The organism is Microbacterium neungamense (assembly GCF_024971095.1).
Taxonomy (GTDB): Bacteria; Actinomycetota; Actinomycetes; order Actinomycetales; family Microbacteriaceae; genus Microbacterium; species Microbacterium neungamense.
In genome coordinates, this window is the sequence record NZ_CP069717.1 from 1,073,658 (window position 1) to 1,094,745 (window position 21,088).

16 protein-coding genes and 2 pseudogenes are annotated in these 21,088 nt (G+C 72.3%); 13 read left to right on the top strand and 5 right to left on the bottom strand.

The window, feature by feature from the left end:
- Window positions 1–37: 37 nt before the first annotated feature.
- From JSY13_RS05115 to JSY13_RS05125, 3 genes and pseudogenes are all read right to left on the bottom strand, one after another.
- Window positions 38–1,148 (bottom strand): annotated as a pseudogene (locus tag JSY13_RS05115) (MFS transporter).
- Window positions 1,145–1,591, bottom strand: a complete 447-nt coding sequence (locus tag JSY13_RS05120; RefSeq protein ID WP_259607940.1) for a MarR family winged helix-turn-helix transcriptional regulator — start codon at window positions 1,589–1,591, stop codon at window positions 1,145–1,147. Before JSY13_RS05120 ends, JSY13_RS05115 begins: the two are co-directional and overlap by 4 nt.
- A 36-nt stretch (window positions 1,592–1,627) precedes the next feature.
- Window positions 1,628–2,422 (bottom strand): IclR family transcriptional regulator, encoded by a 795-nt coding sequence (locus JSY13_RS05125; protein WP_259607941.1) that lies wholly within the window; start codon window positions 2,420–2,422, stop codon window positions 1,628–1,630.
- 104 nt (window positions 2,423–2,526) lie between these two features.
- On the opposite strand from JSY13_RS05125, the gene JSY13_RS05130 reads away from it, so the two are divergent.
- The 3 genes from JSY13_RS05130 to JSY13_RS05140 are packed head-to-tail and all read left to right on the top strand — an operon-like array spanning window position 2,527 to window position 5,160.
- Window positions 2,527–3,327 carry a CoA transferase subunit A gene (locus JSY13_RS05130; RefSeq protein ID WP_259607942.1) on the top strand — a complete coding sequence of 267 codons (801 nt, stop codon included), beginning with the start codon at window positions 2,527–2,529 and terminating at the stop codon, window positions 3,325–3,327.
- 1 nt (window position 3,328) lies between these two features.
- The gene (locus JSY13_RS05135; RefSeq protein ID WP_259607943.1) at window positions 3,329–3,985 is read left to right on the top strand and encodes a CoA transferase subunit B; all 657 of its coding nucleotides are present in this window, start codon (window positions 3,329–3,331) and stop codon (window positions 3,983–3,985) included.
- Window positions 3,982–5,160: an acetyl-CoA C-acetyltransferase gene (locus tag JSY13_RS05140; RefSeq protein ID WP_259607944.1), complete on the top strand. Its 1,179-nt coding sequence runs from the start codon at window positions 3,982–3,984 to the stop codon at window positions 5,158–5,160. The genes JSY13_RS05135 and JSY13_RS05140 overlap by 4 nt, the downstream gene beginning before the upstream one ends.
- Window positions 5,161–5,336: 176 nt before the next feature.
- On the opposite strand, the gene JSY13_RS05145 is transcribed toward JSY13_RS05140, so the two are convergent.
- Window positions 5,337–5,621, bottom strand: coding sequence for a hypothetical protein (locus JSY13_RS05145; protein WP_259607945.1), 285 nt, complete (start codon window positions 5,619–5,621; stop codon window positions 5,337–5,339).
- Between the two features lie 114 nt (window positions 5,622–5,735).
- Between JSY13_RS05145 and JSY13_RS05150 the strand changes: the two genes are divergently transcribed.
- From JSY13_RS05150 to JSY13_RS05160, 3 genes are all read left to right on the top strand, one after another.
- Window positions 5,736–6,773 (top strand): iron ABC transporter substrate-binding protein, encoded by a 1,038-nt coding sequence (locus JSY13_RS05150; protein ID WP_259607946.1) that lies wholly within the window; start codon window positions 5,736–5,738, stop codon window positions 6,771–6,773.
- Between the two features lie 80 nt (window positions 6,774–6,853).
- Window positions 6,854–8,329 (top strand): ABC transporter permease, encoded by a 1,476-nt coding sequence (locus JSY13_RS05155; RefSeq protein ID WP_259607947.1) that lies wholly within the window; start codon window positions 6,854–6,856, stop codon window positions 8,327–8,329.
- Window positions 8,326–9,423 carry an ABC transporter ATP-binding protein gene (locus tag JSY13_RS05160; RefSeq protein ID WP_259607948.1) on the top strand — a complete coding sequence of 366 codons (1,098 nt, stop codon included), beginning with the start codon at window positions 8,326–8,328 and terminating at the stop codon, window positions 9,421–9,423. The genes JSY13_RS05155 and JSY13_RS05160 overlap by 4 nt, the downstream gene beginning before the upstream one ends.
- 11 nt (window positions 9,424–9,434) lie before the next feature.
- Here the strand turns inward: JSY13_RS05160 and JSY13_RS05165 are convergent, their stop codons facing one another.
- Complete coding sequence (locus JSY13_RS05165; protein ID WP_259607949.1) at window positions 9,435–12,011, bottom strand: AMP-binding protein; 2,577 nt, start codon at window positions 12,009–12,011, stop codon at window positions 9,435–9,437.
- A 191-nt stretch (window positions 12,012–12,202) separates the two neighbouring features.
- Here JSY13_RS05165 and JSY13_RS05170 point away from each other — a divergent pair, with 191 nt between their 5' ends.
- The 7 genes and pseudogenes from JSY13_RS05170 to ilvC all read left to right on the top strand — a co-directional run.
- Window positions 12,203–13,426 carry an MFS transporter gene (locus tag JSY13_RS05170; RefSeq protein ID WP_259607950.1) on the top strand — a complete coding sequence of 408 codons (1,224 nt, stop codon included), beginning with the start codon at window positions 12,203–12,205 and terminating at the stop codon, window positions 13,424–13,426.
- A gap of 79 nt (window positions 13,427–13,505) precedes the next feature.
- On the top strand, window positions 13,506–14,906 hold the full coding sequence (locus tag JSY13_RS05175) for an alpha,alpha-trehalose-phosphate synthase (UDP-forming) (protein WP_259607951.1): 1,401 nt from the start codon (window positions 13,506–13,508) through the stop codon (window positions 14,904–14,906).
- Between the two features lie 32 nt (window positions 14,907–14,938).
- A complete protein-coding gene (gene otsB / locus JSY13_RS05180; RefSeq protein WP_259607952.1) occupies window positions 14,939–15,736 on the top strand; it encodes a trehalose-phosphatase in 798 nt (265 codons plus the stop codon).
- A 9-nt stretch (window positions 15,737–15,745) separates the two neighbouring features.
- The gene (ilvD, locus tag JSY13_RS05185; protein ID WP_259607953.1) at window positions 15,746–17,479 is read left to right on the top strand and encodes a dihydroxy-acid dehydratase; all 1,734 of its coding nucleotides are present in this window, start codon (window positions 15,746–15,748) and stop codon (window positions 17,477–17,479) included.
- Between the two features lie 77 nt (window positions 17,480–17,556).
- On the top strand, window positions 17,557–19,359 hold the full coding sequence (locus JSY13_RS05190; protein WP_259607954.1) for an acetolactate synthase large subunit: 1,803 nt from the start codon (window positions 17,557–17,559) through the stop codon (window positions 19,357–19,359).
- Between the two features lie 3 nt (window positions 19,360–19,362).
- Window positions 19,363–19,872 (top strand): acetolactate synthase small subunit, encoded by a 510-nt coding sequence (gene ilvN, locus JSY13_RS05195; RefSeq protein WP_259607955.1) that lies wholly within the window; start codon window positions 19,363–19,365, stop codon window positions 19,870–19,872.
- Between the two features lie 86 nt (window positions 19,873–19,958).
- A pseudogene (gene ilvC / locus JSY13_RS05200) lies at window positions 19,959–21,002 on the top strand (ketol-acid reductoisomerase); the annotation flags it as partial.
- Window positions 21,003–21,088: the final 86 nt, after the last annotated feature.

Genomic DNA, 21,088 nt, shown 5'->3' on the forward strand with positions numbered 1-21,088 from the left:
GCGGCGTCTGTGCGGCGCCCGATACGTGCGGCTCCGCTCAGGCCGCGTCACCCACGAGGATAGCCGCGGCATCCTCCGCCGGGCCGTCCGCGGGATCGTCGATGTGCGCGAGCACGCGGCGTCCCAGCAGCACGGTCAGCGCGGCGAGGAGCACCGCCGCCGCGGCGAACAGGTACGGCACCGTGTCGCCGAACGCGTGCGCGAGCGCGGCCGCGACCGGCGGCGCGACGGCACCGCCCAGGAAGCGCACCGCCGAGTAGGCGGAGGACGCCACCGCGCGGGGCAGATCGGTCGCCTCCATGACCGCCTCGGTGAGCACGGTGTTCATCACGCCGAGCAGGAGGCCGCCGATCACGATGCAGATCACGAGCGCCGCGGGCGAGGCCACCACGAGCCCGGCCGCCATCAGGTCGGCGGCCAGCAGCGGCAGCGTGATCAGGATGATCGCTGTGCGCGGCATCCGCCGCATCAGCACGGGCGCGACCCACACGCTGGTCACCGCGAGCGCCACGCCCCAGCCGAAGAAGGTGAGGCCGATGCCCATCGCCCCGAACCCGAGGGGGAAGGGGGAGAAGGCCAGCAGAACGAAGAACCCGATGTTGTAGAACAGCGCCGCCACGGCGAGCACCGCGAGCGCGGGGCGCTTCAGCGCGCGGAACGGAGCGGAGAACGGCACCCGCTCGCGGCGCTCGGCCGGAGTGCGCAGCAGGAGCAGCACGGCGATGAAGGCGATCGCCATCAGCGCCACCACCCCGAAGAACGGCGCCCTCCAGCTGTGCTCGCCCAGCAGTCCGCCCAGCAGCGGACCGACTGCGATGCCGAGACCCAGCGCCGCCTCGTACAGCACGATCGCCGCGCCGCTGCCGCCGGCTGCCGCGCCGACGATCGTGGCCAGGGCCGTGGAGATGAACAGCGCGTTCCCGAGCCCCCACCCCGCGCGGAAGCCGATCACCGCGTCGACGCTTCCACTCAGGGCGCAGAGCAGAGCGAACACGACGATGAGACCGAGCCCGGCCAGCAGCGTCGCCTTCGCGCCGATCCGGCTGGACACCCAGCTGGTGACGAGCATGGCCAGGCCCGTCGGCGAACGCGACCGCCCACACCTGCGACGGCTGCCTCCACACCGATCCGGTTCCCGTGCTGCTCATCCTTCGTCTCCTGTCCTGTCGATGGTGCTTCCGTCGCTGCGCTCGGCGAGCAGCTGCGCGGCCCGCTCCAGCGCCCGCCAGTCCGCCTCGGAGAGGTCGGCGAACCGGGGCGCGAGCGTGTCCCGCAGCTCGTCGCGCCACGCCCGGAGCGCCCGGCGTCCCTCCTCCGTGGCGGTGACGACCGTGGCGCGCGAATCCTCCGGATCCGCGGTGCGGATCACCAGACCGGCGCGCTCCATCTCGCCGATCAGCCGGGTCATGCCCGGTTGCGTCGTGCGCGCCGAGGTCGCCAGGGCGCCGATGCGGGCGCCCGCCGAAGCCTCGAGGAGGCTGAGCACGCGCCACTGCGCCGAGGGTGCGTCGTTCCCGGCATCCCGGGCGGCGATCCGCGCGAGCGCGTGCGCCGCGATCACGATGCGAGGGAGGATGTCCGCGCGATTCATACCAACAAGTATATAACAAGCGGTATGTAAATGCTCTCAGCGGCGCGATCCCGCGATCCGTGAGGAGAGCTGGTGCGCGTGCGAGAGCAGAGTCCGCCCGAGCTGCCCGATGCGGTCAGGGCCGAACCGGAACTCCACGCCGGTGAGGCTGAGCGCCCACTCGGGCCGGCCCTCGCGATCGAACACCGCCGCGCCCATGCCCCAGGAGCCCGCCACGATGAGCCCCGGGTTCACCGCGTATCCGCGCTCCTTCGTCTCCCGCAGCCGGCGGCGCAGCGGCTTCTCGGCGTGTGCGGCGCCCCAGCGCTCCGGCAGCTCCGGATGCCGCTCGAGGTAGGCATCCACATCGTGGTCAGGCAGGAAGGCCAGGATCGCCAGGCCTGCGCTGGCCACGCCGAGGGGGAAGCGCACGCCCTCGCTCAGCACGAAGGAGCGGATCGGGAAGGACCCCTCCTCCCGGAGCAGGCACACCGTCTCGTCCGCGCGCCGCGCGGAGAGGAAGGCGCTCTCCTCGGTCTTCACGGCCAGCGAGCGCACGATGTCGCGCGCCAGCTCGGTGATGTCGTAGCGCGCCGCGGCCACGTTTCCCATGAGGTAGAGCTCCGGTCCCGGCATCCAGAGCGCGGATGCCTCGTCCTGATCCACCAGGCCCTCCAGGCGCAGCGCGGTCAGCAGGCGGTGCGCCGTGGAGCGGCTCAGCCCCGAGCGCCGGGAGAGCTCCTGCAGCGACACCCCGTCGGCCGCGGCGGTCACCAGGCGCAACAGCGCCGCGGCACGGGCGACGGCCTGGGCGCCCGGCACGGAGCGTCTCGCGGCGGCACGCTGTTCCATGATGTGGACGCTAGTCGGCACCGCGACCACATGGCAAGCACCGGCTTGCCGCCGGTCGCATCGCGGGACGAAGCTGGAGTCCTCCCGACACGAAGGAGTGACGCGTGATCGACAAGCTCTGGCCGTCGGCGGCGGAGGCCGTCGCCGACATCCCGGACGGCGCCTCGCTGGCGGTCGGCGGCTTCGGCCTCTCCGGCAACCCGATGGCTCTCATCGAAGCCCTGCACGCGCAGGGGACGACGGATCTGAGCGTGGTGAGCAACAACTGCGGCGTGGACGACTGGGGCCTGGGCATCCTGCTGCACTCCCGCCGCATCCGCAAGATGACCTCGTCGTACGTCGGTGAGAACAAGGAGTTCGAGCGCCAGTTCCTCGAGGGCGACCTCGAGCTCGAACTGACCCCGCAGGGCACCCTGGCCGAGAAGCTGCGCGCCGGCGGCTCCGGGATCGCGGCGTTCTTCACACAGACCGGCGTCGGCACCCAGGTCGCCGAGGGCGGGCTCCCGCGGCGCTACGCCCCCGGCGGGGCCGTCGCGGTGGTCTCTCCGGCCAAGGACGTGCGCACCTTCGAGTACCGCGGCGAGCCGCGCGAGTTCGTGCTCGAGGAGGCGATCACCACCGACTACGCGCTGGTGCACGCCGCGCTCGGCGACCGGCACGGGAACCTGGTCTTCAACAAGGCCGCCCGCAACTTCAACCCGCTCGCCGCCATGGCGGGGCGCATCTGCATCGCACAGGTCGAGCGCCTCGTGGAGCCGGGGGAGATCGACCCCGACCGCGTCCACCTGCCCGGCATCTACGTGCACCGGGTCGTCGAGGTCGGCACGGACATCGAGAAGCGCATCGAGCGGCGCACGGTCTCGGTCGAGCAGGCCGCCGCGCGCCCGATGCCGGAAGGAGCCTGACATGCCGCTCACCCGCAACGAGATGGCCGCCCGTGCGGCCAGGGAACTCGCCGACGGCTCCTACGTGAACCTCGGGATCGGCCTGCCCACGCTGGTGCCCAACTACGTGCCCGAGGGCGTGGCCGTGGTGCTGCAGTCCGAGAACGGCATCCTCGGGGTCGGGCCGTACCCGGCCGAGGCGGACGTCGACCCCGACCTCATCAACGCCGGCAAGGAGACGGTCACGGTGCTGCCGGGTGCCGCCTTCTTCGACTCCGCGACGAGCTTCGGGATGATCCGCGGCGGCAAGATCGACGCCGCCATCCTCGGCGCCATGCAGGTCTCCGCCGCCGGAGACCTCGCCAACTGGATGATCCCGGGGAAGATGGTCAAGGGTCCGGGCGGTGCGATGGACCTCGTCCACGGCGCCGCGCGCGTGATCGTGCTGATGGAGCACGTCGCCAAGGACGGCTCGGCGAAGATCGTGAACGAGTGCTCCCTGCCGCTCACCGGACGCGGCGTGGTCGACCGGATCATCACCGACCTCGCTGTGATCGACGTCACCCCCGACGGCCTCGTGCTGGTGGAGACCGCGCCCGGCGTCCGCGTCGAGGACGTCATCGCCGCGACCGAGCCGCCGCTCACCGTCGCCGACGCACTGAAGGAGACCGCATCATGAGCGACATCGTCATCGTCGCCGCCGCCCGCACCCCGCAGGGCCGCCTGAAGGGCCGGCTCGCCGCCTTCACCGCCCCGCAGCTCGGGTCGTTCGCGATCCGCGGCGCCCTCGCGCAGGCCGACATCGACCCGGGGGAGGTCGACGCGGTGATCATGGGCCAGGTCCTCGCCGCAGGATCCGGGCAGAACGCCGCCCGTCAGGCCGCCATCGGCGCCGGCATCGGCTGGGACGTGCCGTCGAGCTCGGTGAACAAGGTGTGCCTGTCCGGCCTGACCGCGATCATCGACGCCGCACGCATGATCCGCACCGGCGACGCCCTCACCGTGGTCGCAGGCGGCATGGAGTCCATGACCCGCGCCCCGCACCTGCTGATGGGCTCCCGGGACGGCTGGGCGTACGGCAGTGTCGAGGTGCTCGATCACATGGCGTACGACGGTCTCACCGACGCGTACGACCGGGAGAGCATGGGCGCCTCCACCGAGCGGCACAACGCCCGCTTCGAGATCAGCCGCGAGGTGCAGGACGAGGTCGCGGCGCGATCCCACCAGCGCGCCGCCGCGGCGAAGAGCGCGGGCGTGTTCGGCGCCGAGATCGTCCCCGTCGAGGTGCCGCAGCGCAAGGGCGATCCGATCGTCGTCACCGAGGACGAGGGCGTGCGCCCGGAGACCACGGTGCAGACCCTGGCCGGCCTGCGTCCGGCCTTCGCGGAGGGCGGCTCGATCACCGCCGGCAACTCCTCGCAGATCTCCGACGGCGCGGCCGCCGTGGTGGTGACCACGCGGGAGCACGCGGAGGAGAAGGGCTGGCCCGTGCTGGCCGTCGTCGGCGCCAGCGGGCAGACCGCGGGGCCGGACAACTCGCTGCACGCCCAGCCGGCGCGGGCGATCGAGCGGGCGCTGCAGAAGCAGGGCATCTCCGCGGCGGACCTCGACCTGGTGGAGATCAACGAGGCGTTCGGCGCGGTCGTGGCGCGCTCGGAGCAGGAGCTCGGCCTGTCGGCCGACATCGTCAACATCCACGGCGGCGGCATCGCCATCGGGCATCCGATCGGCGCCAGCGGCGCGCGGCTCGTGGTGCACGCCGCGCACGAGCTGGCGCGGCGCGGGTCGGGCACGGCGGCGGTCGGTCTCTGCGGCGGCGGAGGACAGGGCGAGGCGCTGATCCTCACGCGGTGAGCGGATGCCCGACGGGCAGGACGCTTCGACGGGCTCAGCGTCCGTGACGGGCTCAGCGTTCGTGACGAGCACGGACGCTTCGACGGGCTCAGCGTCCGGGACCGACGGGCTCAGCGTCCGGGACCGGCGGGGTCAGCGTCCGGGACCGGCGGGGTCAGCGTCCGAGACCGGCGGGGTCAGCGGAGCTTGGCGAGCTTCTTCTCGGCCTTCGCCCGCTCCTTCTGCTCCTTCTTGCGCCGCTTCTCCTTGGCCTCGGCCACGGGGGAGTCGGGCGCGACCGGAAGGCCCCGCGCATCGCGGCGCATGTCCACGGCGGTGCCGATCGCTAGGGCGAGCGTGATGCCCCAGCTGACCCAGGCGAGCACGGCGCGCCACGTGATCGGGGTGTCGCGTGAGCCGCGCAGCAGCGTCGCGCCCGCGGTGATCGCGCCGAAGAGGCCGGTGCTGAAGAGATAGCGCATGCTCCCACGCTATCCGGCGCGGGCGGGACCGTGTCCAGGGGTTGCGTCGCGTGTGGCATCCGTGCTCGCAGCCGGTAGGATAGGCCAGCCTTACCTTCCCGAGAGGACCCGCCCATGCCCGCCACCCGCCTGCGTCCGCTCGCCCTCGCGGCCTCGCTCCTGCTGATCCCGCTCGCCGGCTGCGCGCCGGCCGGAGGAGCCGGCGACGACGCCGCGGGTGAGGACGACGCGCTCGTGATCTACAACGCCCAGCACGAGCAGCTCACCGAGGAGTGGACGGCGGCGTTCACCGAGCAGACCGGCATCGAGGTCAAGCTGCGCCACGGGGACGACAGCGAGCTCGGCCACCAGCTCGTGCAGGAGGGCGAGGCCTCACCCGCCGACGTGTTCCTCACCGAGAACTCGCCGGCCATGTCGCTGGTCGAGGAGGCCGGGCTGTTCGCCCCCGTCGACGAGGACACGCTGGCCCTGGTGCCGGAGCAGTTCCGCCCCGGGACCGGCGCATGGACCGGCATCGCCGCCCGGGACACGGTCCTGGTCTACAACCCCGAGCTCATCTCGGAGAGCGAGCTGCCGAGCTCGATCATGGAGCTGCAGGACCCGGCCTGGAAGGGCAAGTGGGGTGCGGCACCCGGGGGTGCCGACTTCCAGGCGATCGTGTCGGCCATCCTCGCCACCCAGGGCGAGGAGGCCACCGCGGCCTGGCTGGAGGGGATGGCCGAGAACGCCACCATCTACCGGAACAACGTCGTCACGATGAAGGCGGTGAACGCCGGCGAGGTGCCGATGGGCATCATCTACCACTACTACTGGTACCGCGATCAGGCCGACACCAAGGAGAACAGCGGCAACACCGCGCTGCACCGCTTCGCTCCCGGTGACCCGGGTGCGTTCGTGAGCATCTCCGGCGGCGGGGTGCTGGCCTCCAGCACCCGGCAGGAGCAGGCGCAGCAATTCCTGGCCTGGCTGGTCGGCGAGCAGGGGCAGACCATCCTCGGCGAGGGGTACAGCTACGAGTACCCGGTGGCCAGCGGCATCCCGGCGCGCTCGCCGCTGCCGCCGCTGGAGTCGCTCGGCGCCCCGGAGATCGACCCGTCCGAGCTGAACGGCCCGACCGTCATCGAGCTGATGACCGAGGCGGGGCTGCTCTGACCATCGCACCCGCCCGTCCGGCCGGGAACGCCACCGCGCGCCCGGCCGGACGGGCGTTCCCGTGGACGCTCGCGACGGGCGTGGCGCTCGCCGCGGCCGTCGCGCTGGTCCCGGTCGGGTATGTGCTGGTCTCCGCGGCGCAGACCGGTGGGCCGGCGCTCGCCCGGCTGCTGCTGCGTCCGATGGTCGGCGAGCTGACCGCGAACACGGTGCTGCTGGTCGTGCTGGGCGTCGCGGCCACCCTCATCGTCGGCATCGGCGGGGCGTGGCTGGTCGAGCGGACCGACCTGCCGCTGCGCCGGTTCTTCGCGGTCGCGCTGGCCGCGCCGCTGGCGATCCCGGCGTTCGTGACCAGCTACGGCTGGGCGACCGTGGCGCCCGCCCTCGGCGGCCTCGCCGGCGCGGTGCTCATCTCGGCGTGCGCATATTCGCCGCTGGTGTACCTGCCCGCCGTCGCCGCGCTGCGCGGGCTGGACCCGGCGCGGGAGGAGAGTGCGCGGTCGCTCGGGCTCGGGTCGTGGCGGGTGTTCCTGCGGGTGGTGCTGCCGCAGCTGCGTCTGGCGGCGCTCGGTGGCGGTCTCGTCGTCGGCCTGCACCTGCTCGCCGAGTACGGCGCCTTCGCGTTCCTCGAGTTCGACACGTTCACCACCGCGATCATGACCGCCTACCGGGCGAACTTCGGCGGCCCGAACGCCGCCGCGCTCGGGGTGGTGCTCACCGCGCTCTGCCTGCTGCTGGTGTGCGGCGAGTTCCGGATGCGGGGCTCGGTGCGACTGTCCAGCACCGCCCCCGCCCGCCCTGCCCGCCGCGCACGGCTCGGCGGCTGGACCGGCCCGGCGCTGCTCGCGCTGGCCGCGGTGGTCGCCGCATCCCTGCTGGTGCCGTTGTCCTCCGTGCTGCGCTGGGCGCTGCGTGCCGAGGCGGCGGACTGGCTGCCGGTGCTGCCGGCGGCGGGGCAGACCGTGCTCCTCGCCCTCGGCGGCGCGGCCGCGTGCACCGCGGTCGCCCTCCCCGCGGCCTGGCTCGCGGTCCGCCACCGGGGCCGTGCGAGCGGGGTGCTCGAGGGAGCGTTCTACCTGGCCGGCAGCCTGCCGGCGATCATCGTCGCCCTCGCGCTCGTCGCGGTGGTGCTCCGGGCGGCGCCGGCGTTCTACCAGACCGCCGTCACGGTCATCGTCGCCTACGCCATCCTGTTCCTGCCGCGGAGCCTCGTGCCCATCCGCGCCGGGTTGGCGCAGATCTCCCCGGCCTGGGAGGAAGCGGCACGGTCTCTGGGCGCGCCGCCCCTGGTCGCCCGGCTGCGGGTGACCCTGCCGCTGCTGGCCCCCGCGATCGCCGGCGGTGCGGCTCTCGTGGCGCTGGGGGCGGCGAACGAGCTCACCGCGACCCTGCTGCTCGCGCCGACCGGCACCGAGACCGTGGCGACCGGGTTCTGGTCGGCGGCGTCCGCGATCGACTACATCGCCGCCGCGCCGTACGCCGTGACGCTGATCGCCCTGTCGGTGCCCGCGGTGCACCTGATGTTCTCCGAAGCGACCTCGAGGGGGAGCGCATGACCCTTCAGCTCAGCGACGTCGGCAAGTCGTTCGGCGCAGCGCGGGTGCTCACCGGCGTCGGCTTCGACGTGCCCACCGGCTCCCGGATGGCGCTGGTCGGCGCCTCCGGGAGCGGCAAGAGCACCCTGCTGCGGCTGATCGCCGGATTCGAGCGGCCGGATGCCGGGCGCATCGCGCTGGACGGCGTCGTGCTCGCCGACGAGCGCACCCTGGTGCCGGCCCACCGCCGCGGCATCGGCTACGTGCCCCAGGACGGGGCACTGTTCCCGCACCTGACCGTCGCCCGCAACATCGCCTTCGGGCTGCCGCGCGGCGCGGCTCGCCGCGAGCGGGTGCGGGAGATGATGGCCCTCACCTCCCTTGCGCCCGAGTTCGCGGACCGGATGCCGCACGAGTTGTCCGGCGGGCAGCAGCAGCGGGTGGCGCTCGCGCGCGCCCTCGCCCCGGCCCCCCGCGTGCTGCTGCTGGACGAGCCGTTCAGCGCCCTGGACACCGGGCTGCGGGCGCAGACCCGGGAGGCGACGATCGGCATCCTCGAGCGCGCCCGCGTCACCACGCTCCTGGTCACCCACGACCAGGACGAGGCGCTCTCCTTCGGGGATCTGATCGGGGTCGTCGCGGACGGCGCGCTGGTGCAGCACGGCGAACCGGCCTCCGTGTTCGACGCTCCGGCCGACGCCGCCACCGCCGCCTTCCTCGGTGACGCGCTGCAGTTGAGGGCGCGGCGCGGGGACGACGGTGCGGTGCGGTGCGCCCTGGGAACGGTGCCGGTGCGCCACGACCGTGCTGCCGGTGCCGCCGAGGTGGTCGCGATGGTCCGGCCGAATCAGCTGGAGATCGTGGCGGAGGACGGATGCGGTGGCCGCGCCACGATCACCGCGCGCCGCGCCGTCGGCGCCCGTACCGAGTTGCGGCTGGACATCGAGGGCGACGAGAGCGCGCGAGTCTGGCTGCAGGTGCCCACGCACCGCGCGCAGGGCACCAGGGACGGCGACGTCGTCGGGTTGCGGATCGACGGCGGCGTGGTGCTCTATCCCGCGGCCCGCCTGAGCATACCTGACCCGACGGAGCGCACGGAACGGCAGCCCGCCTGAGCGCGCCGGGCTCAGGCCCGCGACGCCGCGACCCGTGCGCGCACCCCGCGCACCAGATCCGTGACCCGCCGGTGAAGCAGCCACGCGGCGATCCCGACGGCGAACGACAGCAGCGTGCCGAGGAGCGGCGCCGAGGCCTCGAACGGCGGGTACACCACCCAGTGCGTGAGGTACACGAACAGCGAGGCCGAGGCGAGGACGGTCAGCACCGGTCGCAGCGGGGCGGGTACGCGCACCGCCGGCAGCCAGACGAGGGCGAGCACCCCCAGGACGACGATCCCCTCGCGCAGCGGCTCGCCGAAGAACCCGGGAACGAGGGCGAGGCACGCGAGCGTCGCCAGCACGCGCCGGCCGACGCCGTCGGCCCGCGCGACCAGCCAGCCGAGGGCGAGGCACCACAGCACGGTGGGCAGCGCGTACCGTTCCAGGTGCTCCGCCGGCGCCGTCCCGAGCATCGCGAACCGCACGGCGGCGGCGGCGGCGAGCACGCCCACCGCGAACGCCCACGGCGCCCGCCGCTCCAGCCGGTCCACCGCCGGCACCGAGAACAGGGCGGCGAGGGCGAGCATGCTCCACACCATCGCCTCGAGGAACCAGAACTGCCACTGCTCGCTCCAGCGCCCCTCCGTGCCGCCGCCGGCGGTCGCGTTGTTCACCAGCAGCGCGGTCGCCAGGGCGTACTTGCCGCTCAGCAGGGCGACCGCGCCGATCCACAGCACCGCCGGCACCGCCACCTGCGCCGTCGCGCCCAGCAGCCGCGCCGGACGTGCGCCCGGTGCGGCGGACAGCGCGAAGCGGGCGACGTTGTAGCCGGCCACCACGAGCAGCAGGTGCGCGCCGCCCTTCAGGGAGAAGCCGTCGCCGCGGAACAGGTCGGCGTGCGTGCCGACGATGAGCACGATCGCGAGCGCCCGCAGCAGCACCGGCGTCTCCACCGCCGGGAACGCGCGGCGCCGGGACGGCTGCCTCTCGGCCGCTGCGGATGCCGGGGCCGCCGCCGCGGCGAGCTCCGCGGCGGAGCGGGACGGCCAGTCGCGGGGGAGCGTGCCGAGCAGCTCCTCCAGCTGCACCGAGGCCTCCACGTAGCTGAGCGAGTCGCCGCCGAGCGCGGCGAAGCCGTCCGCCTCAGTGGCATCGGGCCGGCCCGTGCACACCGCGAGCACGTCGCGCACCCGCGCCGCGGTGACCGGTCCGCTCGCGGCCCGCGCCGGCGAGGCCGCCGCCGTGCGGTGGTGGCGCACCAGTGCCGCGTTGTCCGGTTTGCCGGACGAGGTCACCGGGAACGCGTCCACCGCGTAGGCCTGCACGCTGCGAGCCGGGATGCCCACCCGGCGCGCCACGACCTCCCTGGCCCGATCCGCCTCGCGCTCGCTGTGCACGAACACCAGGAGATCCTCGTCGTCGGCGGCGGTGCGCGCCGGGATCCCCGCGTCCTCCAGCTCCCGCTGCACGGCGTCCAGATCGATCCGCAGGCCGAACAGCTTCACGAACCGGTTCATCCGCCCGACGATCTCGACGTAGCCGTCCTCCCGCCAGCGCGCGAGGTCCCCGGTGCGCAGCTCCTCGACCGTGCGGCCGAGCGCCAGATCCGCGGGCGACTGCGCGTACCCGAGCATCACGTTCGGGCCGGAGTAGACCAGCTCGCCGGCATCCGTCCCCTCCTCGATCTCGATCCGGAAGGAGCCGCCCGGGATCGCCCGCCCGATCGAGCCGGCCGCGCGCACGGCATCCGCCGGCGGCAGGTACGACATGCGCGCCGTCGCCTCGGTCTGCCCGTACATGGTGAAGAACGCGAAGCTCCGCCGCTCCCCGGCGCGGGCGAGGGCGCGCACGCGCTCGACGGGAAGGCGCCCGCCCGCCTGCGTCACGTAGCGGATGCTCGAGGGCAGCCGATCCGGCCCGCCGACGGCGTCGAGGAGGTCGAAGGAGTACGGCACCCCGGCGAACCCGGTGATCCGCGCCTCCTCCGCTCGGCGCCAGAACTCCTCGTCCGACACGGAGCGCTCGGTGAGCACGAGCCCGCCGCCGGCGAGGAGGTGGCTGTTCACCACCGACAGCCCGTAGCAGTAGTGCATCGGCAGCGAGGTGATCGCGCGGTCGGCATCCGTGAGGCCGAGGTAGTCGACGATCGCGGCCGCGTTGGCGAGCAGCGAGGCCCCGGAGATGCGCACCAGCTTCGGAGACCCGGTCGAGCCGGAGGTGCTCATCAGCAGCGCGAGGTCCTCGTGCAGCTCGTGCGCGGAGCCGTCCCGCCGCGGCCGCACCTCGCCCTCCGTCAGCTCGACGTCGGGATCGAAGCGCGCCGCGAGCGCCTCCCGGGTGCGGACGGCGGGCTCGTCGTCCCCGCCGGGCACGAGCAGCACCGGATGCCCGCCGGACAGGGCGGCCAGGTACCCGGCGATTGTGGCGGCGGTGTTGCGCGCCGGCAGCATCACCAGTCGCCGCGTGGTGCCGAGAGCGGCTCGGATGCCGGCGGCGCGGGCGGACAGCTCGTCGTAGCGGGCGGGGCCGTCGTCCGTCCAGAGGGCGACGGCGGACGGGTCGCCGCGGAGCAGGTCGACGGCGGGGGCGGGGGAGAGGGGGAGCACGCGGCCTCACTTCCAACCGGTCGGGAGCAAGGTGAGCCTAACCTATCCAGCCGGGATCCAGGGATTCCGGTGTCACACCGCGATATCATCGATCCGGCCCCACGGGCCACCAAGCTGTGTATCTACCGGCCGTCGGCACCCCGGCGGACAGCGGCGGCACCCGACCCCGCGTCCTCGGACGCGCGAGAGCCATGACACAGATCGCCCCTTCTCCCGGCCTGCTGCGACTGGCGGGACTTCCCTACTTCCTCATCGCGTTCATCGCCCGCCTCCCGTTCGCCATGAACGTCGTCGGCGTCCTCACCGTCGTCGTCTCGGCACGGGAGTCGCTGTCGCTGGGCGGTCTCACCTCCGCCGCCGTCGGCCTCGGCACCGCCCTGATCGGGCCGCTCCTCGGTGCAGCGGCCGACCGCTTCGGCCAGCGGCGGGTGCTCGCCGCGCTCGCGGTCGCCAACGCCGCCATGCTCGCCCTGTTCGCCGTCGTCGTCTACAGCGTCGCGCCCGACCCGATCGTCCTGCTCGCCGGGTTCGGCATCGGCGCCACGGCGCCGCAGGTGTCACCGCTGTCGCGGTCCCGGCTGGTCACCATCATCCAGGAGCGGATGCCGCAGGAGCGGCGGGTCCGCACCATGTCGGCCACCATGTCGTACGAGTCCGCGGCGGACGAGACGGTGTTCGTGTTCGGCCCGTTCCTGGTCGGCCTGCTCGCCTCCCTCCTGGCGCCCTGGGCGCCGCTCGCCGCGGCATCCGCCCTCACCCTCCTCTTCGTCGGCGCGTTCGCGCTGCACCCCACCGCTCGCCTGGTCTCCACCGGGCGCCACGAGGACGGATCCGCGCCCTCCGCGGTGGCCGAACTGTTCCGGCCCGCGCTGCTCGTCGTGGTGGTGGGCATCTTCGGGGTGGGCCTGTTCTTCGGGTCGATGCTCACCTCGCTCACCTCGTTCATGGCCGATCGCGACGCCTCCGAGCAGGCCGGACTGCTGTACGGCGTCATGGGCATCGGCTCGGCGGTGCTCGCGCTCGGGGTCGCCTGGCTGCCGGCCCGGTTCAGTCTGCGGGCGCGCTGGCTGGTGTGCGCCGCGGTGCTGGCCGCCGGGACCCTGCTCGTCGCGTTCGCCTCCTCCGTGCCGATGATGCTCGTCGCGCTCGCCGTCCTGGGCGTCGGGGTCGGGCCGACGCTGGTGACCCAGTACAGCTTCGGCGCCGCCCGCAGCCCGCTCGGCCGATCGGCCACCGTGATGACCATGCTCGGCTCGGGCGTCGTCGTCGGGCAGTCCCTCTCCGCAGCCGTCACCGGCCGGCTGGCAGAGCAGGCCGGCACCGGGGCGGCGCTGTGGATGCCGGCCGCGGCAGCCGCGATCGTGCTGCTCAGCGGCGTCGCCAACTGGTTCCTCACGCCCGCGCCGCGCTGGTGAACCGGGCCCTGCGCCCGGGCGTGTCCGGCGGGTGCACGGCGACACGGGTAGCCTGGAGGAAACGAGCTGAAGGAGTCCCGTGGTCGCTGCAGAGTTCGTCGTCGTCGCCAACCGCCTGCCCGTCGATCGGCTGGTGACCCCTGACGGCGAGGAGCTGTGGCGCACGTCCCCCGGGGGTCTCGTCGCGGCACTGGAGCCGATGATGCACACCGTCGACGGGGCCTGGGTGGGCTGGCCGGGCCAGGCCGACCTGGAGCTCGAGCCGTTCGAGGCGAACGGCATCCGGCTGATCCCGATCACCCTCTCCGAGGAGGAGGTCGCCGAGTACTACGAGGGCTTCTCCAACGACACCATCTGGCCGCTGTACCACGACGTCATCGCGCCCCCGCAGTACCACCGGGAGTGGTGGGAGGCGTACATGGCCGTCAACCGCCGGTTCGCGGAGGCCGCCGCCGACGCCGTCGCCGAGCACGGCACGGTGTGGGTGCACGACTACCAGCTGCAGCTCGTCCCGGAGATGGTGCGCGCGCTGCGGCCGGACGTCACCATCGGCTACTTCCACCACATCCCGTTCCCCGCGCACGGACTGTACGCCCAGCTGCCCTGGCGCGACCAGGTGCTGCGCGGGCTGCTCGGCGCCGACGTGATCGGGTTCCAGCGCGCGCAGGACGCCACGAACTTCCTCGCCGCCGTGCGCCGGCGGCTGCGGTACGAGGTGAAGGGCGCCTCGGTCACCCTCCCGGACGGGCGGACCCCGCTGGTCAAGGCGTTCCCGATCTCCATCGACACCACCCCGTACCGCGAGCTCGCGCAGCGGCCGGACATCCGCGCCCGCGCCGCAGAGATCCGGGAGAGCCTGGGCAACCCGCGCAAGATCCTGCTCGGCGTCGACCGGCTCGACTACACCAAGGGCATCCGGCATCGCATCAAGGCGTTCGGCGAACTCCTCGACCAGGGGCGCGTCTCGGTCGAGGAGGTGACGCTGGTTCAGGTCGCGAGCCCCAGCCGCGAGCGCGTCGATGCCTATGTGCACCTCCGCGACGAGATCGAACTGGCGGTCGGGCGGATCAACGGCGACCACGACACCATGGACCACACCGCCATCCGCTACCTGCACCAGGGATTCCCGCGGGAGGAGATGGTCGCGCTCTATCTCGCCGCCGACGTCATGCTGGTCACGGCGCTGCGCGACGGCATGAACCTCGTCGCGAAGGAGTACGTCGCCACCCGCGCCGACAACCGCGGCGTGCTCGTGCTCAGCGAGTTCACCGGCGCGGCGGACGAGCTGCGGCAGGCGGTGCGGGTCAACCCGCACGACATCGAAGGACTCAAGGACGCCATCATCACGGCGATCGAGATGACCCCGGGGGAGCAGGGGAGACGGATGCGGGCGCTGCGCAAGCGGGTGCTCGAGCACGACGTCGCCGCGTGGTCGTCCTCCTTCCTGGACGCCCTGGAGAAGGCCAGGGCGGCGCGCTGAGCGCGGACGCGGCGGAGACGGAGCATACGGACATGACCCGCACCTGGACCCCGGGCAGCCTCGACCCGGAACTGGCGGCCATCGCCGCGACGGAACGGCTCGTGGTCGCCCTCGACTTCGACGGCACCGCCTCGCCCCTCGTCGACGAGCCGATGTCGGCCCGCGCCCTGCCCGAGGTGACCGAGGCCGTGCAGCGCCTCGCCGCGCTGCCCGACACGGTCGTCGCGTTCGTCTCCGGGCGCAGCCTGGAGGACCTGCGGGTGATCGCCGAGCACGACGACGACTCCGCCATCGCGCTGGCCGGGTCGCACGGCGCGCAGTACTGGTACCCGGGCCACGGCGAGGTGGATGTGATCGAGGCCGAGCAGGTGGAGGGCACGCGCGAGGAGCTGTGGGCGGCCGCAAGGCCGATCATCGACCGGTACGAGGGCGTCGAGCTCGAGGAGAAGACCTACGGCATGGGCGTGCACGGGCGGCGCGCCGCACCCGAGGCCGAGGCCGCCGCGTTCGCCGAGGTGGACGCCCTCGTCGCCGAACGGTTCCCGCACTGGCGGCGCCGGCTGGGCAACCACATCCTGGAGTTCTCCTCGCGCATCGAGGGCAAGGACACCGCCATGCGGGTGCTGCGGGAGCGCTTCGACGCCACCGGCATTCTGTTCGCCGGCGACGACGTCACCGACGAGGACGCGATGCGCGTGCTCGGGCCGGACGACCTCGGCGTGCGGGTCGGGCCGGGGGACACCGCCGCGACCCTGCGCGTGGACTCCCCACAACAGATCGCGGCACTCCTCGGCGTCATCGCGGCGGAGCGCGCACGCCGCCGGGAATAGACTTCCCTCATGTCCTCGCACGAAGCCTCCGGCGGCGCGCCGGCCGCACGACCCGATATCGACATCAAGCCCCGCAGCCGCGTCGTCACCGACGGCATCGAGGCGACGACCTCCCGCGGCATGCTCCGCGCGGTCGGGATGGGTGACGCGGACTGGGAGAAGCCGCAGATCGGCATCGCGTCGAGCTGGAACGAGATCACCCCGTGCAACCTGAGCCTGGACCGGCTCGCGCAGGGCGCCAAGGAGGGCGTGCACTCGGGCGGCGGCTACCCGCTGCAGTTCGGCACCATCTCCGTCTCCGACGGCATCTCGATGGGGCACGAGGGGATGCACTTCTCGCTGGTCAGCCGCGAGGTCATCGCAGACTCGGTGGAGACCGTGATCATGGCGGAGCGACTGGACGGCACGGTGCTGCTGGCCGGCTGTGACAAGTCCATCCCCGGGATGCTGATGGCCAGCGCACGGCTCGGCCTGTCCAGCGTGTTCCTCTACGCCGGGTCGATCGCTCCCGGCTGGGTGAAGCTCTCGGACGGCACCGAGAAGGACATCACGATCATCGACTCCTTCGAGGGTGTCGGCGCCTGCCGCGCCGGCCGCATGACCGAGGAGGACCTGAAGCGCATCGAGTGCGCGTTCGCCCCCGGCGAGGGCGCCTGCGGCGGCATGTATACCGCCAACACGATGGCATCCGTCGCCGAGGCTCTCGGGCTCAGCCTGCCCGGGTCCGCCGCCCCGCCGGCCGCGGACCGCCGCCGCGACTACTTCGCGCACCGCTCCGGCGAGGCCGTGGTGAACCTGCTCCGCCAGGGCATCACCACCAAGGACATCCTGACGAAGGAGTCGTTCGAGAACGCGATCGCGCTCGCGATGGCGCTCGGCGGCTCGACCAACGTCGTGCTGCACCTGCTCGCGATCGCGCGCGAGGCGGAGATCGAGCTCAGCCTGCACGACTTCAACCGCATCGGCAGCCGCACCCCGCACGTGGCCGACATGAAGCCGTTCGGCAAGTACGTCATGAACGACGTCGACCGGCACGGCGGCATCCCGGTGATCATGAAGGCCATGCTCGACGAGGGCCTCATCTACGGCGACGCGCTCACCGTCACCGGCAAGACCGTCGCCGAGAACCTCCGTGACCTGAACCCCGACCCGATCGACGGCGAGGTGATCCACACCTTTGACAACCCGATCCACGCCTCCGGCGGCATCACGATCCTGCTCGGCTCGCTCGCGCCCGAGGGCGCCGTGGTGAAGTCGGCCGGCTTCGACGCCGACGTGTTCGAGGGGCCCGCGCGCGTGTTCGACCGCGAGCGCGCCGCCATGGACGCCCTCGCCGCCGGTGACATCAACCCGGGCGAGGTGATCGTGATCCGCTACGAGGGCCCCAAGGGCGGCCCCGGCATGCGCGAGATGCTCGCCATCACCGCGGCCATCAAGGGCGCGGGGCTCGGAAAAGATGTACTACTCTTGACGGACGGGCGATTCTCAGGCGGCACAACCGGCCTGTGCATCGGCCACATAGCACCCGAAGCGGTGGACGCTGGTCCCATCGCCTTCGTGCGCGATGGTGATCTTATTCGGGTCGATATCGCGGCTCGCACTCTCGACCTACTCGTCGACGAGTCCGAGCTCAGCTCCCGCCGCTCTGGCTGGGAGCCGCTTCCCCCGCGCTATACCCGTGGCGTTCTTGCCAAGTACTCCCGTCTCGTGCGCTCCGCCGCGGAGGGCGCGACGACCGGGTGACCGTCCGACAGTTCGGGGCGTGCCGGTGCCGGCGGCTACCGCCGGCATCCGCGCTCTGCTGATCACCGAGGAATGACATGACTGCTGATTCCGCTCCGGCCGTGCCACGGCCGCCCGCCCGTCCGGCCTCCCCGCCTGTGCTCACCGGAGCCCAGGCGGTCGTCCGCTCGCTCGACCTCCTCGGGGTCACGGACGTCTTCGGCATCCCGGGCGGGGCGATCATGCCCGTCTACGACCCGCTGCTGGACCACGAGTCGGTCCGTCACATCCTGGTGCGGCACGAGCAGGGCGCCGGTCACGCCGCCGAGGGTTACGCGTCCGCGACCGGGAAGACCGGCGTCGCGCTGGCGACCTCCGGCCCGGGAGCCACGAACCTGGTCACCGCGATCGCCGACGCGTACATGGACTCGGTGCCGCTGGTGTGCATCACCGGCCAAGTCTTCAGCCACCTGATGGGCACGGACGCCTTCCAGGAGGCGGACATCGTCGGCATCACCATGCCGATCACCAAGCACTCCTTCCTCGTCAAGCGCGCCGAGGACATCCCCGGCGCGATCGCCGCGGCCTTCGAGGTCGCCTCCACCGGCCGCCCCGGCCCGGTGCTCGTCGACATCACCAAGGACGCCCAGCAGGCCAGCGTGCCGTTCATCTGGCCGCCCAAGGTGGAGCTGCCCGGGTACCGCCCGGTGACCAAGGCGCACGGCAAGCAGATCCAGGCGGCGGCCGCGCTGCTCGCCGAGGCCAAGAAGCCGGTGCTCTACGTCGGCGGCGGCGTGATCCGCGGCAAGGCGTCCAAGGAGCTGCTCGCGCTGGCGGAGTCGACCGGCGCGCCCGTGGTGACGACGCTGATGGCCCGCGGCGCGTTCCCGGACTCGCATCCGCAGCACCTCGGGATGCCGGGCATGCACGGCACCGTCCCCGCCGTGCTCGCGCTGCAGGAGGCCGACCTCATCGTCGCCCTCGGCGCCCGCTTCGACGACCGTGTCACCGGCAAGGCCGAGCACTTCGCCCCGCACGCGAAGGTCGTGCACGTGGACATCGATCCGGCGGAGATCTCCAAGATCCGCACCGCCGATGTGCCGATCGTGGGCGACGTCCGCGACGTCCTGATCGACCTGGACACCGCGTTCCGCAGCGTCGTCGGCACCACCAAGCCCGACATCGAGGAGTGGTGGTCGTACCTGGACGGGCTGCGCGCCGAGTTCCCGCTCGGCTACGCGCCCACCGACGACGGCCTGCTCGCGCCGCAGTACGTGATCCAGCGCATCGGCGAGCTCACCGGGCCCGAGGCGATCTACGCCGCCGGCGTCGGCCAGCACCAGATGTGGGCCGCCCAGTTCATCAAGTACGAGCGGCCCAACTCGTGGCTCAACTCCGGGGGAGCCGGCACCATGGGCTACGCGATCCCCGCCGCGATGGGCGCGAAGGTGGCCGAACCGGAGCGCGTGGTGTGGGCGATCGACGGCGACGGATGCTTCCAGATGACCAACCAGGAGTTGGCCACCTGCGTCATCAACGAGATCCCGATCAAGGTCGCGATCATCAACAACTCGTCGCTGGGCATGGTGCGGCAGTGGCAGACGCTGTTCCACGGCGGCCGGCACTCGCACACCGACCTGAACACCGGGCACGACACCGTCCGGGTCCCCGACTTCGTCAAGCTCGCCGAGGCGTACGGCTGCCTCGCGCTGCGCGTGGAGACCGAGGACCAGGTGGATGCCGCCATCAAGACCGCGCTGGAGACGAACGACCGCCCCGTCGTGATCGACTTCGTCGTGAGCGCGGACGCCATGGTGTGGCCGATGGTGCCTCAGGGCGTGAGCAACAGCTACATCCAGTACGCGCGCGACCACGCGCCGGCATTCGATCAGGAGGCCTGAGCCATGTCCACACACGTGCTGAGCCTTCTCGTCGAGAACACGCCGGGTCTACTGACCCGCGTCGCCGGCCTGTTCGCACGCCGCGGCTTCAACATCGACTCGCTCGCGGTCGGCGTCACCGAGGTGCCCGGCATCTCGCGGATCACGGTCGTCGTCGATGTCGAGGACCTGCCGCTGGAACAGGTCACCAAGCAGCTGAACAAGCTCATCAACGTCATCAAGATCGTGGAGCTGGAGCCGTCCTCGTCGGTGCAGCGCGAGCACATGCTGATCAAGGTGCGCACCGACAACAGCACGCGATCGAACGTGCTCGAGGTGGTGAACCTGTTCCGCGCCTCGGTCGTCGACTACGCGCCGGACGCGCTGGTGATCGAGGTCACCGGCGACAAGGGCAAGGTCGGCGCGCTGCTGCGGGCGCTGGAGCCGTTCGGCATCAAGGAGCTCGCCCAGTCCGGCCTGCTCGCGATCGGCCGCGGCGGCAAGAGCATCACCGAACGGGTGCTGCGCGGTTGACCCGATCGTCGAACGAGCGCCGTCGCCTTCGCGGCCGTTGAGCGAGCGCAGCGAGACGAAGCGCAACATCTTCCAGAACCACACACAAGGAGAAACACACAGTGAGCACCGAGATCTTCTACGACGCTGACGCCGACCTGTCGATCATCCAGAGCAAGAAGGTCGCGATCGTCGGCTACGGCTCGCAGGGCCACGCGCACGCGATGAACCTGCGCGACTCCGGCGTCGAGGTCGCGATCGCCCTCAAGGAGGGCTCGAAGTCCATCGCCAAGGCGGAGGAGGCCGGCTTCCCGGTCAAGTCGGTGGCGGATGCCGCCGAGTGGGCCGATCTGATCATGATCCTCGCGCCCGACCAGCACCAGCGCACGATCTTCAACGAGTCGATCAAGGACAAGCTGACGCCGGGCAAGACGCTCGCCTTCGCGCACGGCTTCAACATCCGCTTCGGCTACATCGAGGCGCCGGAGGGCGTGGATGTCATCCTGGTCGCGCCGAAGGCCCCCGGCCACACCGTGCGCCGAGAGTTCGTCGCCGGCCGCGGCATCCCGGACATCATCGCGGTGGAGCGCGACGCCTCCGGCTCGGCCTGGGACACCGCGCTGTCGTACGCGAAGGCGATCGGCGGCACGCGTGCCGGGGTGATCAAGACCACGTTCACCGAGGAGACCGAGACCGACCTCTTCGGCGAACAGGCGGTGCTCTGCGGCGGCATGAGCCACCTGGTGCAGGCCGGCTTCGAGACCCTCGTCGAGGCGGGCTACCAGCCGCAGATCGCCTACTTCGAGGTGCTGCACGAGCTCAAGCTGATCGTCGACCTGATGTGGGAGGGCGGCATCGCCAAGCAGCGGTGGTCGATCTCCGACACCGCCGAGTTCGGCGACTACGTCTCCGGCCCGCGCGTCATCGACGCCGGCGTGAAGGAGCGGATGAAGGAGGTCCTCGCGGACATCCAGTCCGGCGCCTTCGCGAAGCGCTTCATCGACGACCAGGACAACGGCGCGAAGGAGTTCCTCGCCCTCCGCGAGAAGGAGCAGGGTCACCCGATCGAGGCGACCGGCAAGGAGCTGCGCGCCCTGTTCGCCTGGAAGCAGACCGACGAGGACTACGTCGAGGGCAGCGCAGCGCGCTGATCCACCCGGTCCCGCACCGGAACGGGGGCGCCTCTTCCGAGGCGCCCCCGTTCCGCGTTCCGGTGCATCGACGCCCGGATCTCAGG